The following is a 16,644-nucleotide window of genomic DNA, read 5'->3' on the forward strand; positions in this document are numbered from 1 at the left end:
ATTTTTAAAAATGAAAATTGATTTCATAAACTTTCGTAATTTTACGCCATGGAATTAAGTATAGGAGAGATGCTTTTGATTGCTGTTGCAATCGTCGTTTTATTCGGTCCAGATAAATTACCTCAGATTGCACGAGATTTGGGAGAGGGTGTGCGTAAGATGCGCGGTGCTATGGAGGACGTGAAAACTGAGATTTTAAAAGAAACCGATAATCCTGTATCTGAAATAAAGCGTGAAATCGACAAAGTAAAGCAGGCGGCCAAAGATTATAATCCACTTGCTGAGGCACAGCATAAAGAAGCACTCGCTGAAAAGGTACAACCTAAAGTTAATCTTGCTGACGACGACCAGCACGAAGGACCTGTAAGCCGTTAATATGCACGAAATCATTCAGGAAGACCAACAAGCCTTTCTCTACCTCAATAATCTGGGGAGCCAGCCGTTCGACCAGTTTTGGATTATGGTATCTGCGACCTGGATCTGGGTTCCTCTTTATGTTATTTTTCTTTATTTACTGTACAAAGAATACAGGGTTCGGAATTTAATTTTCATCCTTATTTTCATCGCTTTGGGCGTGACGGTGTCTGATCAGCTTGCCGGGATTTTCAAAACCGGGATTGCAAGGCTCAGACCGTGTCATGACCCAACTTTGGAAGGTTTGGTAAGGGAGGTGAAATGTGGCGGTCAATTCGGTTTTTATTCCAGCCATGCTTCCAATACTTTTTTTATTGCCACGTTAATGAGCATCCTGCTTCGGAAAACCCACAAATATTTGCCCTATTTATTATTCTTCTGGGCGGCAATGGTTTCCTACAGCCGCATTTATCTGGGGGTACATTTCCCGATGGATCTTATCATGGGAGCTTTAATGGGCTTTTTCCTGGGCGGTTTTTTTGCGACACTTTCATTAAAAGTGATTTACAACAGAGCGAAAACAAATTCCTGACAGCGCGTATTTTTCACTGATTTTATTATTATACTTTTTGGCGCTCGCTTCGCTCGCGCCAAAACTTCTGTTTTCGTCCCCGGCTTACAGTCAAAAATATTATCTTTGCTTTTATGTCACACAACAACGATAAACGGCTTTTCCTCATCGATGCGTATGCGATGATTTTTCGTGGATATTACGCCCTAATCCGCAGTCCGAGGATTACGAGCGACGGAAAAGACACGTCTGCCATTTTTGGGTTTACCAATTCTTTAATCGAGCTCATACGAAGGGAAAAACCTACGCATCTGGCCGTAGTTTTCGACGTTGGGGAAGCCAGCGTGAGGACTGCTGATTTTTCAGATTATAAAGCCAACAGAAGCGAAACCCCGGAAGCCATTAAGATAGCAATTCCTTACATTCACCGGATTCTGGAGTCGATGCATGTTCCCATTCTTGGAGTTGAAGGTTATGAAGCCGATGATGTTATCGGAACCATTGCATGCAAAGCAGAGAAAGAAGGGTACACGACCTATATGGTAACGCCGGACAAAGATTTTGCGCAGTTGGTGACCGATAAAATTAAAATTTACAAACCCGGATTAAAGGGAGCGGAATTTGAAATCTTAGGCGTTGAAGAAGTAAAAGCCAAATACGAAATTGATGACCCGAAACAGGTGATTGATTTCCTTGCCATGATGGGAGATTCAGTAGATAATATTCCGGGACTGGACGGTGTAGGCGAAAAAACTGCAAAAAAATTCCTGAAAGAATACGGAAGCATCGAAAACCTTCTGGCAAACACGCACGAAATCAAAGGGAAACTGCGCGAAAAGGTAGAAGCCAGTGCCGAACGCGGTATTTTATCAAAAAAACTGGCCACGATTATTTGTGATTCACCAATAGAATTTCATCAGGAACAGTACGATCTGGAAACTCCCGATTTCGAAAAAGTGAAATCAGTTTTCGACGAGATCGAATTCCGCAGACTGTACGAAAATCTTTACCGGGCTTTTGCGCCAGCAACGGAAGCTCAGGCTCAAAGTCCGGATAAAATTTCCCGTTATGATAAAGTTGAAAATGCTGCACCTTTAGGAAATCTTGGCGCGGCATCGGTTCAGCTCGATCTGTTTGCCAGCTATGAAGAACTCGATCAGGCGACCAATACCAAATCGAATATTGCCGAAAGCGATCATCTTTACCAATACATCGATTCGCCAAAAGCGCAGAAGATTCTCGTTAAAAACCTGCTTCAGCAGAAAGCGGTGTGTTTTGATACCGAAACCACTTCCTTAAATGAGCTGGAAGCCGAATTAATCGGGATGAGTTTTTCCTATAAAAAAGGTTTGGCCTATTACATTCCACTTTCTGAAAACAGGGAGGAAGTTTTGGAAACGCTCGAAATTTTCAGGCCCTTATTTGAAAAAGAAGAAATCCTTAAGGTAGCGCATAACCTTAAATTTGATTACAAAATCCTGAAGCGCTATGGAATCGAGGTCCAAGGTGAAATTTTCGATACCATGATTGCCCACTACCTGCTGAATCCCGATGGGCGGCATGGCATGGATTATCTGTCTGAAATCTATCTTAATTACAAACCGGTATCCATTGAAACGCTGATTGGCAAAGGAAAAAACCAGGTCACTTTGCGGGCAGTTTCCGTTGAAGAGCAAACGAATTATGCGGCTGAAGATGCAGATATTACGTGGCAACTTTACGAGCTTTTTGCGCCACAGCTTCACAAAGAAAATCTTCAGGATTTATTTTATAAAGTTGAAATGCCGTTATTGAAAGTTCTGGCCAAGATGGAACTTGAGGGTGTTTCGCTGGATAAAAACTGGCTTGAACAGGAAAGTAAAGACCTCGAAAATGATCTGCGAGAGCTTGAAAAGAATATTTTTGAACTCTCCGGTGAAGAATTCAATATGAATTCCCCAAGACAGCTGGGCGAAATTCTGTTTGAAAAAATGCAGCTCGACCCGAAAGCGAAAAAGACTAAAACCGGTCAGTACGCCACTTCCGAAGATATATTGCAAAAGCTTGCCGGTAAGCATGAAATCATTAAATATATCCTAGAATACAGAACCTATCAGAAACTGAAATCAACGTATGTTGATGCATTACCTCTGCAGATCGACAAAAATGATCAGCGGGTTCATACCAATTTTTCGCAGACAACGGCAGCTACAGGCCGTTTGGCTTCGGTAAATCCGAATCTTCAGAATATCCCAATCCGTACTTTAAGAGGTCAGCAGATTCGCGGGGCTTTCGTTGCAGGTGAAGGGAAAAAAATTATTTCTGCAGATTATTCACAAATCGAATTGCGTCTGATAGCAGAAATTTCCAATGAGGAGAATATGATTCTGGCATTCCAGAACGGAGAAGATATTCACGCTTCCACAGCTTCGAAATTATTTAATATTCCACTCGAAGAAGTAAGTAAAACCCAGCGTTCTCAGGCGAAAACGGTGAACTTCGGCATTATTTACGGCCAGGGCGCTTTTGCTTTGGCTGAACAGACCGGACTTTCACGAACCGAAGCCAAACAGATGATTGAAGCGTATTTTGAAACCTATCCAAGACTTAAAAAGTATATGGCAGAGCAGGTGCAAAAAGCGCAGGAACTGGGTTATGTGGAAACAATTCTTCACCGGAAGCGTCACTTAAAAGACATCAATTCCGCTAACTTTGTGGTGAAAGCGCATGCAGAAAGAAACGCTGTGAATGCACCAATTCAGGGAAGTGCTGCCGATGTGATTAAACTGGCAATGATTAAAATCGACGAGAAACTGACGGAAATGAATTTAAAAACCAAAATGCTGCTTCAGGTTCATGATGAACTTTTGTTTGAAGCTCCGATAGAGGAAGTTGAGATCGCCAAAAATTTAATAAAATCCGAAATGGAATCGGCAATTGAAACCAAAGTACCTTTGCTGGTGGAAGTTGGAGTAGGAGATAACTGGCTGGAGGCGCATTAGCAAACGGAAATAAACGGTTTTAAACTATGAAATTCCTCATCATTATTCCTACACACAACGAAGAAAAGAACATTCTTTTCTGTCTGGAATCCTTGAAAAATCAAACTTTCAAAGACTATAAAATTGTAGTTGTAAATGATGGCTCGAGTGACAATACTCAAAAGATTTTGGAGGAATTTCTCGCAAATCATCGAGATTTTGAACTAAAGAATTTAGAAAAATCGGAACATCAGCCCGGCGCAAAAGTGGTTCGTACTTTCAACAAAGGTTTGCAAGCGGTTGGTCTGAATGACTTTGATATCATCTGTAAATTCGATGCAGATATTATTTTTCCGCCCGATTATCTCAAAAAAGTAAATGAAGTTTACGAGAACAATCCAAAAGCAGGAATGGTTTCCGGAATCGTAAAAATTAAAAAATCGCTTTTCGAAAAGAAACTGGCTTTCGATTTCAGAGACGAAAAAAAGCACTGGATTTTCGAGAATATTTCCTCAAAAAATCATGTTCGCGGACCGATAAAATCTTACCGTAAAGAATGTTTCCAGCACATGAACGGTTTGCGGCCTGTTCTCGGTTGGGATAATATCGACGTAATGCTGGCAAAAAAACACGGTTGGGAAGTGGTGACGATTAAAGATTTGTGGGTGAAGCACCTACGGCCAACCGCTTACAAATACAAAAATCAAATAGCCGTAAAACTTGGTGAGTATTTTTACAATATCGGTTTGAGTTTACCTTTGGCTGTAATTTCCTCAGCAAAATCTTCTTTTAAAAACAGATCATTTTCTGAATTTTTTCTGACAATGAAATCGTTTCTCACGCAGAAAGGTGAAAGGTCATTGAAGAAAGAAGAACTTCAGTTCATTCGCAATTTGCGCTGGCGTGAAATGCTTAAAAAAAAATAAAATCATGAAATACATTTTTGGAATTTTTTCTGTCCTGCTTTCTTTAGGATTATCTGCACAAAAATCTGCGGATCTCATCATTACGAATGCAAAAATTTATACAGTTAACCAGAAATTCGATGTAGCAGAATCGATGGCGGTTACCAACGGAAAAATTCTTGCGGTTGGGAAAATCAAGGATATTCTGAAAAAATATAAATCCCAAAACATTCAGAATCTCGACGGTAAAGCGGTTTTTCCGGGATTTATCGATGCACACTGCCATTTTACAGGATACGCAACCGATAAGTGGAAATGTGAACTGTGGGGAACAAAATCCTGGGACGAAATTATCTCGCGGCTTACAGCATACTCCAAAAACGCTCCCATGCTATGGCTTTACGGCAGAAGTTGGGACCAGAACGACTGGCCGGTAAAGGAATTTCCGACGAAGGAAAAACTTGATCAGCTGTTTCCGGACCGTCCGGTATATTTAAAAAGAATCGACGGACACGCCGCAGTGGCCAACCAGAAAGCTTTGGATATTGCAGGAATTACGGTGAATACAAAATTAACCGGTGGAGAAATCGAACAGAAAAATGGTAAACTCACCGGTATTCTAATCGATAACGCCATGCTTTTGGTGGAAAAACACATTCCTGAAATCAGCAGCGAAATGGCGATCAACTACTTTGCAGATCTTCAAAAAGAGTGTTTTTCTTACGGTCTTACTTCACTTCACGACTGTGGAATTTCAACGCATACTTTTTCGCTTCTGGAAGAAATGCAGAAGCAGAATAAACTTCAGATGAAGATTTTTGCCTTGCTTGAGGACAATCCTACAAGTTACGACGAATGGATTAAAAAGGGCAGATTTACCAATGGTAACATCACTTTTGGTGGTTATAAAGTCTATTCAGACGGTGCTTTGGGAAGTCGTGGTGCGTGTTTGCTACACGATTATTCAGATAAAAAAGATTGGAAAGGTTTTCTTTTAAGTGATCAGAAACATTTTGAGAATTTGGCGAAGAAACTTAAAAACAGCGATCTTCAAATGTGTACGCATGCGATTGGCGATTCTGCCAACCGTACCATTCTGAAAATTTACGGCGATGTTTTAGGCATAAAAAATGATAGAAGATGGCGGATTGAGCATGCACAGATTGTGGAAAAAACCGATTTCGATTTGTTCGGTAAATATTCTGTTATTCCGTCTGTTCAGCCTACACACGCGACTTCGGATATGTATTGGGCAGAAGAGCGGTTAGGAAAAGAGCGGCTGAAATATTCTTATGCTTACGAAGACTTATTGAAACAGAACGGCTGGCTTCCTTTGGGAACCGATTTTCCTGTGGAAGAAATCAATCCGATAAAAACTTTCTATGCTGCGGTGGCAAGAAAAGACGCGAAGAATTTCCCGGCAAACGGTTTCCAGAAAGAGAACGCGCTGACAAGAGAACAGGCGCTGCGCGGAATGACGATCTGGGCTGCAAAAGCTGCTTTTCAGGAAAAAGAAATAGGAAGTCTTGAAGTAGGGAAATCTGCGGATTTCGTGGTGCTGAATCAGGATTTAATGACTGTTGAAGAAGGAAAAATTCTTGATACAAAAGTTAATACAACGTACTCCAACGGAAAAAAAGTTCATTAACCGTTGAAGAAAATCGCCTACATCGAGCTCGATACGCACGCTGAAATTGCAAGGAATTTTATGGATCTCATGAAGGATTCCAGTGAATTTTCTGTGGATTATTATTTCAGTAATAAGATTTCAAAGCAAATCGGGCAAACGGCTGACAATATATTTGTGGCGGAGAGTTCTGATATTTTCAATATTCTGAAAGAAAAGAATTATGATTTGGTGATTATCGGGACTGTTCACCGGTATTTTGATGCGTTTTTAAAAATTTCAAAACAGTTCAATACTTCAGTAATCGTTCACAATCTGAATTTCACGAAGATTTCCAGGTTTCAACTTCTTAAAAATATCTTTAAAAAAGATTTTAAATACCGTTTAAAACTTTTATTGAAAGAAGATTTGCTTTCTGCACCCAAAGTATTTGAAAATGCCAGAAATCTTCTGGTTTTGGATGAGTCTTTACTCAAGACAAATCCTCAATCTAAATTGAAATTTTTGCCAGTTTTCTTTTTTAAAGAATACGAAATAAACCGGAAATCTATTATAACCATTGTAATTCCGGGCGGGGTTTCTCAGGAAAGACGTGATTATGTTCATATTTTAAAAAGAATTAAAGATTTTAAAAGGAAGACTCATTTTCAGTTTGTTTTTTTAGGTAAAGTTGTAGGAAAGGAACTTCGGTGGTTAAAGGATTTTGAAAAAGACAAAATTCAGAATATTTCCTTCAAATATTTCACAGAAAAAGTTCGTCAACCTGTGTTTGATGAATGGATGCGCAAAGCCGATGTTTTATGGTGTCCGCTTCAGAAAGAAACTGAATTTTTCAGTCAGAAAGAATTCTACGGAATCACCAAGATGAGCGGCAACGTGGGCGACGCCATTAAATATGGAAAAACAGCCATTTTTCCTGCCGATTATCCGGATTCATATCCTTTTATTATTCCTGAAAAAGAAAATGTTGAAAACCAGATTGACAGCTGCCAAAATGGGATAGATTATGATTTTCAGGAACATTTCGAGAAGGAAACCGTTTTAAAATCATTAGAAAAAACACTGGCAGAGCTTCTTTAAAACTTGAAAAGACTTTTCAGGAAATTTCGGTTGATGTATTCTTCCAGCGGGAAGATTTTCAGGAAATAATTGCCGACGAAAAACATGAGTAATACGATTCCGGGTTTATAAAACAGATTTACAAAACTACTTTTAAATTCCGGAAGAATTACCGCCACCGTAATTCCTAAAGTCCCGATGATCAGAGCATAAATCATTTCAATCGTCAGTGGGAAAACTCCAAATTTAATGTAGTTGAAAACGATCTTCGCAATATTGAAAAGGGTAAGTGAAATTGCGGTCGCAATCGCCACGCCGAACAGTTCCAGGTTGGTATTGTTGAGGAAATAAAGATTCAGTGTTACCGTGGTTACCGCTAAAAACAGCATCACTACAATATTGAAACGGTAATATTTCGAAAGCGAAATAATATGACCGTTGAATCCTGTAGCCAGATCAAAAAGCATGGCAAATCCCAACACCCAGATAACCGGTTCCGACTGCCGTAAAAGTTCGCCGTTTTTAATGAAATGAGTGAGATACGGGAAACCAACCAAAACGCAGGAAAGCAGTACAAACCCTAAAAAAAACAGCACAAGGGAAGATTTTTTATGCAGCCTGTCGAGTTCATCAAACTCATTTCCGGCGAGATGTTTGTTGATAATCGGCGCCGAAATGCTGTACAATCCCATGGCCGGAACGGTAATGAGCGAAATGATAGAGTACAGTGTGTTGTAAACGCCGTTCGGCTCGAAACCAAGAAATTCACCGATCATCACACTGTCGATTCTTACAGCGACGAAGTTCCCGATATTTCCAAGGAAACCGTAGAAACTGTAATTCAGCACTTCTTTCCACAGATTGTCTTTTTTAATATAATCTGTGGAAAAATCAGGCTTTAATTTTTCGAGGCGGTTTGTGTAATACACATAGCCGAAAAGCCCCAGTACAAACATGAAGATAAAAAACAGGTACGCTGCTTTTTCGGGGAATCCCAGGAAAAAGAAAATACAGAAGGCACCCAGATTGGCAAGCTTTGGCAGAAGGTTTTCAAAAACATTCGGAATGGCAATCCTCTTAAAGTTTGATAAATATTTATTAAAAACGGCACTGAATGCCAGCACGAGAATCAGCGGCAAAATCAGGCGCTTCATTTGCCACATTTCAGTTTCCTGAAGTTTTGGAAAAATTAGGTTTACCGCAAAATAACCGATGAGGAAGATGATGAAATTCAGCAGAATCCCCAGTAAAGACAACGACAGAAAATTCTGGTGTTTACCGTCTGCGCGGCTTTGGGTGTAGAATTTTACATTTGAAAAAGAAAGTCCGAAAACCACAACCGGAAGAAGCATTTCTGCTGTGGGAAGCACGTAACGGAGTTTTCCGTAAAATTCCATATCGTGCGGAAATACGAAAATTGCCGAAAACGTTCCGAGTAAAAAACCCAGATACCCAATAATCGAATATTTAAAACCCTGTCTTGCTACAACACTCATCCGTGGGTGTTTTTTAGAGGTTTCGGAATAAATATGAGGTTGTTGATATACGTCTCTTTGCTGCCTACACTGTTTCCGGAAAGTCCGGCAATAATATTTTCAGTAAGTTTTTCGAGTTCGAATGTGGTGCGGTTCAGGAAAAAAGCCCCGTAGCCCCAATGCTCAATTTCACGGATTAATTGCTGGAGCGGTTCCGCATGATGGCGCTGTTCCATTTCTACCATTAAAGTTGGTCGGTAATCTTCAATCACTTTTTTTGCGCCGCGCAGGGTGTTCATTTCGTTTCCTTCCACATCAATTTTAATGAAATCGATTTTTTTAAGGTTTTCAAGGCCTGCCCAATCGTCCAGTTTTATTACTTTCACCTGCTGAAGAAAATGTTTCGACTCTTCATTTTCGCGGTAATCGAGTTTCAGTGTTCCCCGTGAAGTGTAGATTTTTCCCTTGATGACCGGAATTTTAAACTCTGCAGTTTCATTTCGGTCGGAAAGCGCCAGTGGATAAACATGAACCTGAGGGAAAATTCTTTTAAGACGCATGTAAAGTTTTTTGTTCGGTTCGAAGGCGTAAATATTCTGTGGCGAAAGTTTTTGCTCAAGCTGATAAATGAAACTTCCTACGTTAGCACCAATGTCGATCATTACCGCATTTTTTGGTAAAAAATCTTTAATCCAGATCAGTTCCGGTTCGATGTTGCGTGCGGAATAATTTACTTTAGAAATATTTTTTAAGTGTTTAAAATATCTTTCCTTGTAAAAAGCCGGCGCAAAAAACTGTAATTTTTCAGTAATTCGGTGGTATAAAGACATACGTTTTATCGATTGCAGCAAACAAAGATAGTAAATTATGTTAAATAAATGTTAAAACAAAGTTTGATGATGAAATTGTTTCGTCTAAAAACTGCTTTTCACTACCTTTAGCCTTCTAACAGTTTTTTTATGAAAAAGATATTTCTCCTCGCCGGATTTGCACTTCTTACATCGTGTGCAACAGTGCAAAACGCCAATAAACAGCCGTTCTCCTGGGAGGGCGCCAACATGTATTTTCTGTTGACCGACCGCTTCAAGAATGGTGACCAAACCAATGATTTAAACTTCGGAAGAACTGAAAAAGCAGCAGTTTTAAGGGGTTTTGAAGGAGGCGATCTCCGCGGAATCATTCAGAAAATTGATGACAATTATTTTTCGGATTTGGGAATCAATGCGATTTGGATAACGCCGATTGTGGAACAAATCCACGGAGCCACTGACGAGGGAACTGGTAAAACATACGGATTCCACGGCTACTGGACGAAAGACTGGACGGCGCTGGATCCCAATTTCGGTACGAAACAAGATCTAAAGGAACTTGTAGAAAAAGCTCACGCCAAAGGAATCCGAATTGTTTTGGATGCAGTAATTAATCACACCGGTCCGGTAACGCCAATTGATTCGGTTTACCCGGATTCCTGGGTGCGGACTTCACCACAGTGTACGTACAATACCTACGAAAACACAACGGCGTGTACTCTGGTCGCAAATCTTCCCGACATTCTTACAGAATCAAATGCGGAAGCCGAACTGCCACAAATGTTGGTGGAAAAATGGAAAAAAGAAGGCCGTTATGAGGCTGAAATAAAATCACTTAATGATTTTTTTGCCAGAACCGGATATCCAAGAGCACCTAAATACTACATCATGAAATGGCTTGCCGATTACGTGCAGGAATTCGGGATTGACGGATATCGCGTGGATACAGTAAAACATACGAATGAGGATGTTTGGAAAGACTTCCAGAAAGTTTGTCAGGAAGCTTTCGATATTTATAAACGGAATAATCCTACAAAAGTTCTCGATAATAATATGTTTTTCACCGTGGGCGAGGTTTACGGTTACGGGATTTCCCAAAAACAGGATTACAATTTTAGTGACCGAAAAGTAAATTATTACCAAAACGGTTTCAAATCTTTAATTAATTTCGATTTTAAAGGTGACGCAAATAAATCTTATGAAGAACTGTTTTCAAATTATTCAAAACTTCTGCACGGGGATCTGAACGGTAAAACCGTGATGAATTATCTGACTTCCCACGACGATGGTTCACCATTCGACAAAGACAGAACAAGAACTTTTGAAGCCGGCACAAAACTGCTTCTTGCTCCTGGTATTTCGCAGGTTTACTATGGTGACGAAACCGCAAGAGATTTAACGATTGAAGGTGCATCCGGCGATGCAACGCTTCGCAGCAATATGAACTGGAATGATCTTGCAGTAAGTGCATCGACGAACAATTTATTAAAGCATTACCAGAAATTAGGGAAATTCCGTGCAAATCATCCTGCTGTTGGATCGGGGGTTCATCTGATGGTTTCGTCGTCGCCTTACTGGTTTACAAGAACTTTCAATACCGACAAAGTTTTGATTGGTTTGGATTTAAATACAGGAACCAAAGAAGTTTCTGTAACAGGTATTTTCGAAAACGGCACAAAACTCCGCGATGCGTATTCCGGCAAAACGATAAAAGTTGAAAACGGAAAAGCAATAATCAATACTGAATTTTCGTTGGTTTTGTTTGAACAGATTTAAATATGAAAAAAATATTCAGTTTAGTCATTATATTCATTTCGTGTACGGTTTTTTCACAGAAAGTTCCGGCAGTAAACAAAACATCGTTTTCTAAGGAAGCCTTAGCACAAAAAATTACCTCGCAAAACGGTAAAAAGCTTTCGGTTTCAGAAGTTCTGAAACAGCATGAAGGCAAAATTTTAATCATCGATTTCTGGGCAAGTTGGTGCCGCGACTGTATTCTCGCGCTGCCTTCCACAAAAGAACTTAAGGAGAAAAACCCTGAAATTGAATTTGTTTATTTTTCACTCGACCGCTCGCACGAGCAATGGAAAAAAGGTCTGGAAAAATACCAGATTGCTGAAAATGAAAATTACTGGTTTGATGAAGGCTGGAAAAATAATTTCAATAATTATATCGATCTGAACTGGGTGCCAAGGTTTATTATTGTAGACCAGAAAGGCGGAATCGCAAAATATTATGCAATCAGTCCAACCGATCCCGAAATGCAGAAAACGATTGATCAGCTGAAAAACAACAGTCTTTAGAAAAAATATTTAAAGGAAAGGTGCCCTCAGAAAGTCATTGAGTGGTTTAATGCTTTTATAAATCTGAGCGAAATTTTTAGCGGCATTTTCTTTCATTAGCGCTTCGTTGGAAACCGGATGAACCACAATAAAACTTTTCAGTTTTAAAAATTCCGCCATGGGATCATCTTTTTCGAAACCGACCGGGACGCGCTGCAGCTTATTTTCTACACTTAATCCCCGAAAATTATTGCGGAATTCATCCTGCTGTAAAATACTCAGGAATTCTTTGCCGTTCATGGAGATTTCTTTGCGTATTTCCTTTAAAACTGAAGGTTCGGGCTGGTAAACACCGCCTGCTAAAAAAGATTTTCCGGGCTCGATATGAAGATAGTAGCCTGAAATTCTGTTTCCTTTTCCCATTCCTAAACCCGCACCGAAATTGGTTTTGTACGGTGATTTGTCTTTGGAGAACCTTACATCGCGGTAAATCCGGAACAGTGCTTTTTTAGCATCTGTCTTTAAGATTTCTTCATCAAATTCTCCGATTTCTTCAATCAGTTCATCCACAAAATCGGTCACGTTGGTGTTAGCTGAAATATAACGGCCTTTGTTTTCATTAAACCAGTCGCGGTTATTGTTTTTATGAAGATCATTAAGAAAGAGTAAAGTTGAATTTTTGATGACAGCAGACATGTTTCTGGTATTTTTATTCAAATTTAGAGAAAATTTATAAAGCTGCAGAACGGAAGACTGCTTTAACAAAAGTTTAATAAAACTATGTAATTTTTATCAATTCAAAAAAGTGTATCTTTGCAGAATATTTTAAAATACTTAATGAATTTATTTACGGAAACCAATCTAAGTCCTGAAATTTTGAAGGCAATTGGCGAAATGGGCTTCGAAAGCCCCACAGAAATCCAAAAACAGACCATTCCTTTTATCTCTACAGATATACGCGACATGATCGCACTAGCGCAGACGGGGACGGGCAAAACAGCAGCATTTTCGCTTCCGATTTTGGATATGATTGACGAGGGTAGTCGCAAAATCCAATTTTTGGTGCTTTGTCCGACAAGAGAACTGTGTCTTCAGATTACGAAAGACATTAAAAATTATTCGAAATACATGCCGAGCGTTAAAACCACCGCGGTTTACGGAGGCAGCAGTATTATGGATCAAATCCGGTCACTCCGCGAAAAACCACAGATTATTGTGGGTACGCCAGGTCGTGTGATCGATTTAATTAACAGAAAAGCACTTGATTTTTCAGAAATCCAGTGGTTGGTTTTAGATGAAGCCGACGAAATGCTTTCAATGGGTTTCAAAGAAGATCTGGAAACCATTTTAAGAGAAACTCCGGATACCAAGCAAACTTATCTGTTCTCCGCAACGATGAACAAAGAGGTTGAAAGAATTTCTAAAAACTATTTAACTTCACCACACCGTATTTCGGTAGGATCGATTAATGAGGTGAAGAAAAACATCAAGCACGAATTTTATGTGGTAGGTTACCGTCATAAAAAAGAAGCTTTGAAAAGACTGATCGACGCAAACCCTAATCAATACTCGATTATTTTCTGCCGTACTCGTATGGAAACGCAGGAAGTTGCAGACTTCTTGATGCAAAACGGATATGCTGCAGATGCACTTCATGGTGATTTGTCACAGGCTCAACGTGATACGGTAATGAAAAAATTCCGTCTCAAAAATATCGATATCCTGGTAGCGACTGATGTTGCGGCGAGAGGATTGGATGTAAATTCCTTAACTCACGTTATTCATTATTCTTTGCCGGATGATCCTGAAGTATTTGTTCACCGAAGCGGTAGAACGGGTAGAGCGGGAAAAGACGGAGTATCAATGGCTTTAATCAAGCCAGAGGAATCAAGAAAACTGAAGCAGATTAAATCGTCAACCAAAATTGACATTGTTGAAAAGAAAATCCCCACCGGTGAGGCGATTATCAAAGCTCAGGTTGGCGGTGTTTTCGAGAAATTATTTACCGAACACGAAGAGTTTTTCACTTTCGATGATGCTTTAATTCCGGATTTATCTGAATTCTCTAAAGAAGAGTTGGTTCACAAACTTCTTCAGTTGCAGTTAAGAGATCTGGCGATGTTCTACAAAGATAAAAATGACCTTGCAGATCAGAAATTCAATGCTGATGATCGTGGCGACAGCCGTAGAGACCGCGATAGAGGCAGAGATCGTGACCGTGGCAGAGACCGCGACAGAGGTGACCGTAGAGACAGCTTCAGAGACGGCGGACGCGACCGCGACAGAAAGCCTAGAAAAAGCAACAGTGATATGGTGCGTTTCTTCTTTAACTTAGGAAAAAAAGATCAGCTGAAGAAAATGGATATGCTCGAGATTATTAACAAATCTACCGCAAAATCCAAGAAGAGACCTGATATCGGTGAAATCGAGATTCTGGAAAAATTCTCGTTCTTTGAAGTTGAAAAATCATTTAAAGATGAAGTGATAAAAGGTTTACAAACCCAGAAATTTAAAGGAAAAGAAATGAGAGCCGAAGTGGCAAACTAATTTCCTTTCTCAATTAATTAATAAGTCCCGATATTATTTCGGGACTTATTTTTTGTAATTTTGTGGATAGATATTTCTCAATGTTACGAAAAATTAATATTAAAATGGCTAAGTTAAAACGGTTTTTCGGAAATTTGCACCACTAATTTTAAATCAAAAAAAATGGGAATCGGCAATATTTTTAAAGCGTTCCAACCAAAAGACAAAGTGTTTTTTGTACTGTTTGAAAAAGTAGCAGCAACTTTGACTGAGATGTCTAAAGAATTTCATGAAGGGCTTCTGGATTTCGATATCAATGATGATACGATGCTTAACAATATGAGCGATTACGAGCACAAACTCGATGATCTTACCCATGAGATTTTTGTACAGTTAGGCGAAAACTTCATTACGCCATTCGACAGAGAAGACATCAGCCATTTAGCGAGCGGGCTGGATGATATTGCAGATTATATGTATGCTTCTGCAAAGTACATTTACCTTTATAAAACACCGCTTGATCCTGCTTATACCGAATTCAGCTTATTGATATACAAATCTTGTATTGAAATCCAAACTGCAATGGAAAACCTGAAGGATTTCAAAAACGGAAAAGCCGTGAAAGAATCGTGTATTAAAATTAACTCCTACGAGAATATTGCTGATGATGTCTTAAGTCAGGCTACCGTAAAACTTTTCGAGACCAATGATGCGATTAACATCATCAAAATTAAATCTGTTCTGGAATATCTTGAAATCGTAACCGATAAGGCTGAAGATGTAGCAAACACGATGGACAGTATTGTTATTAAATATGCTTAATCCAGGGAAGTAACCTTAAAAGTTAAGAATGGAATTACCAATATTATTAATAATCATTATTGTCCTCGCACTTATATTTGATTTTATCAACGGCTTTCACGATGCGGCCAACTCCATTGCTACCATTGTTTCAACAAAAGTTCTTACGCCTTTTCAGGCAGTTCTTTGGGCAGCTGTATGGAATTTCGCAGCGTTTTTTGTGGCAATGTACATCATTGGTGAGTTTAAAATCGGTAACACGATTGCCAAAACCGTAAACGAAGATTATATTAACCTTGAAGTTATATTTTCTGGACTTATCGCAGCAATCGCATGGAATCTCCTTACCTGGTGGTTCGGGATACCTTCCTCATCATCGCACACCTTGATCGGAGGTTTCCTTGGCGCGGCCTTAATGCACGCTTTGGTGATGGATTATCATCACGTAGCATTAGCGAGTCCGGATTTGGGTATTTTTGAGAAACTGAAACTGGCCTTTCAGCAGCTGTTCACTCAGAATGTTGTAAAGTATGAAAAGGTAATCCCTATTTTCCTGTTCATATTTATGGCGCCGTTTATCGGGATGTTGGTTTCTGTAATCATTACTTTGATTATCGTAAATTTTGCCAAAAACAGCAATCCGCGAAAAGCTGACGCGCATTTTAAGAAATGGCAGCTGGTTTCATCTGCACTTTTCAGTTTAGGTCATGGCCTTAATGACGCGCAGAAAGTAATGGGAATTATTGGTGCTGCAGTAATCTACTATCACGTAACGCTGATTGGCGGAAATGATCCTTATGCATTGATGGATTCAGCAGACCGGTTTAAGCATTTCACCACCGACTACATTTGGGTACCTTTTGTATCTTTCCTCGCGATTGGTTTGGGTACAATGAGCGGCGGATGGAAGATTGTAAAAACAATGGGGACCAAGATTACTAAAGTTACTCCTTTGGAAGGGGTAAGTGCGGAGTCTGCCGGAGCGATCACTCTATTCATTACCGATCACCTTGGGATCCCTGTTTCTACTACCCACACCATTACCGGTGCAATCATCGGGGTGGGGTTAACAAAAAGAGTTTCCGCAGTACGCTGGGGAATCACAGTAAGTCTTCTTTGGGCGTGGGTTTTAACCATTCCAATTTCGGCGATCGTAGCAGGAGTTACTTACCTGCTTGTTATTGCAGTAAGATAAAAAATATTCAGAAAAAACATGAAACCACTTGTAACAAAGTGGTTTTTTTATGTCCATTTGTGAAGCAAGAAAGTTTTTAA

Annotated in this window: 14 protein-coding genes; 11 read left to right on the plus strand and 3 right to left on the minus strand. The window is 39.7% G+C overall.

The annotated features are described in order from the left end of the window. Positions 1-48 precede the first annotated feature (48 nt). From OK344_RS02710 to OK344_RS02735, 6 genes are all read left to right on the plus strand, one after another. Positions 49-375: a Sec-independent protein translocase subunit TatA/TatB gene (locus tag OK344_RS02710; RefSeq protein ID WP_088468748.1), complete on the plus strand. Its 327-nt coding sequence runs from the start codon at positions 49-51 to the stop codon at positions 373-375. Between the two features lies 1 nt (position 376). Further along, entirely contained in the window at positions 377-946 is a 570-nt protein-coding gene (locus OK344_RS02715) for a phosphatase PAP2 family protein (protein ID WP_265143329.1), read from the plus strand. Positions 947-1,059: 113 nt separating this feature from the next. Next, entirely contained in the window at positions 1,060-3,906 is a 2,847-nt protein-coding gene (gene polA, locus OK344_RS02720) for a DNA polymerase I (RefSeq protein WP_265143330.1), read from the plus strand. A gap of 26 nt (positions 3,907-3,932) precedes the next feature. Continuing rightward, positions 3,933-4,811, plus strand: a complete 879-nt coding sequence (locus OK344_RS02725) for a glycosyltransferase family 2 protein (RefSeq protein WP_265143331.1) — start codon at positions 3,933-3,935, stop codon at positions 4,809-4,811. A 4-nt stretch (positions 4,812-4,815) separates the two neighbouring features. After that, entirely contained in the window at positions 4,816-6,438 is a 1,623-nt protein-coding gene (locus OK344_RS02730) for an amidohydrolase (protein ID WP_265143332.1), read from the plus strand. Between the two features lie 3 nt (positions 6,439-6,441). Next, on the plus strand, positions 6,442-7,497 hold the full coding sequence (locus OK344_RS02735) for a hypothetical protein (RefSeq protein ID WP_265143333.1): 1,056 nt from the start codon (positions 6,442-6,444) through the stop codon (positions 7,495-7,497). Here OK344_RS02735 and OK344_RS02740 read toward each other — a convergent pair. Both OK344_RS02740 and OK344_RS02745 read right to left on the minus strand, forming a co-directional pair. Then, positions 7,494-8,972 carry a lipopolysaccharide biosynthesis protein gene (locus OK344_RS02740; protein WP_265143334.1) on the minus strand — a complete coding sequence of 493 codons (1,479 nt, stop codon included), beginning with the start codon at positions 8,970-8,972 and terminating at the stop codon, positions 7,494-7,496. The two genes, OK344_RS02735 and OK344_RS02740, sit on opposite strands and share 4 nt — an antisense overlap. Further along, on the minus strand, positions 8,969-9,781 hold the full coding sequence (locus tag OK344_RS02745; RefSeq protein ID WP_265143335.1) for an FkbM family methyltransferase: 813 nt from the start codon (positions 9,779-9,781) through the stop codon (positions 8,969-8,971). Before OK344_RS02745 ends, OK344_RS02740 begins: the two co-directional genes overlap by 4 nt. 129 nt (positions 9,782-9,910) lie before the next feature. On the opposite strand from OK344_RS02745, the gene OK344_RS02750 reads away from it, so the two are divergent. Then, a complete protein-coding gene (locus tag OK344_RS02750) occupies positions 9,911-11,536 on the plus strand; it encodes an alpha-amylase family glycosyl hydrolase (protein ID WP_265143336.1) in 1,626 nt (541 codons plus the stop codon). A gap of 2 nt (positions 11,537-11,538) precedes the next feature. Then, positions 11,539-12,063, plus strand: coding sequence for a TlpA family protein disulfide reductase (locus OK344_RS02755; RefSeq protein ID WP_265143338.1), 525 nt, complete (start codon positions 11,539-11,541; stop codon positions 12,061-12,063). Positions 12,064-12,072: 9 nt separating this feature from the next. On the opposite strand, the gene OK344_RS02760 is transcribed toward OK344_RS02755, so the two are convergent. Then, entirely contained in the window at positions 12,073-12,738 is a 666-nt protein-coding gene (locus OK344_RS02760; RefSeq protein WP_265143339.1) for a DUF2461 domain-containing protein, read from the minus strand. 141 nt (positions 12,739-12,879) lie between these two features. On the opposite strand from OK344_RS02760, the gene OK344_RS02765 reads away from it, so the two are divergent. From OK344_RS02765 to OK344_RS02775, 3 genes are all read left to right on the plus strand, one after another. Beyond that, on the plus strand, positions 12,880-14,589 hold the full coding sequence (locus tag OK344_RS02765; RefSeq protein ID WP_265143340.1) for a DEAD/DEAH box helicase: 1,710 nt from the start codon (positions 12,880-12,882) through the stop codon (positions 14,587-14,589). Between the two features lie 162 nt (positions 14,590-14,751). Continuing rightward, complete coding sequence (locus OK344_RS02770) at positions 14,752-15,390, plus strand: DUF47 domain-containing protein (protein WP_265143341.1); 639 nt, start codon at positions 14,752-14,754, stop codon at positions 15,388-15,390. Positions 15,391-15,418: 28 nt separating this feature from the next. After that, on the plus strand, positions 15,419-16,564 hold the full coding sequence (locus tag OK344_RS02775; RefSeq protein WP_265143342.1) for an inorganic phosphate transporter: 1,146 nt from the start codon (positions 15,419-15,421) through the stop codon (positions 16,562-16,564). Positions 16,565-16,644: the final 80 nt, after the last annotated feature.

The organism is Kaistella yananensis, assembly GCF_026107505.2.
GTDB classification, from domain to species: Bacteria; Bacteroidota; Bacteroidia; order Flavobacteriales; family Weeksellaceae; genus Kaistella; species Kaistella yananensis.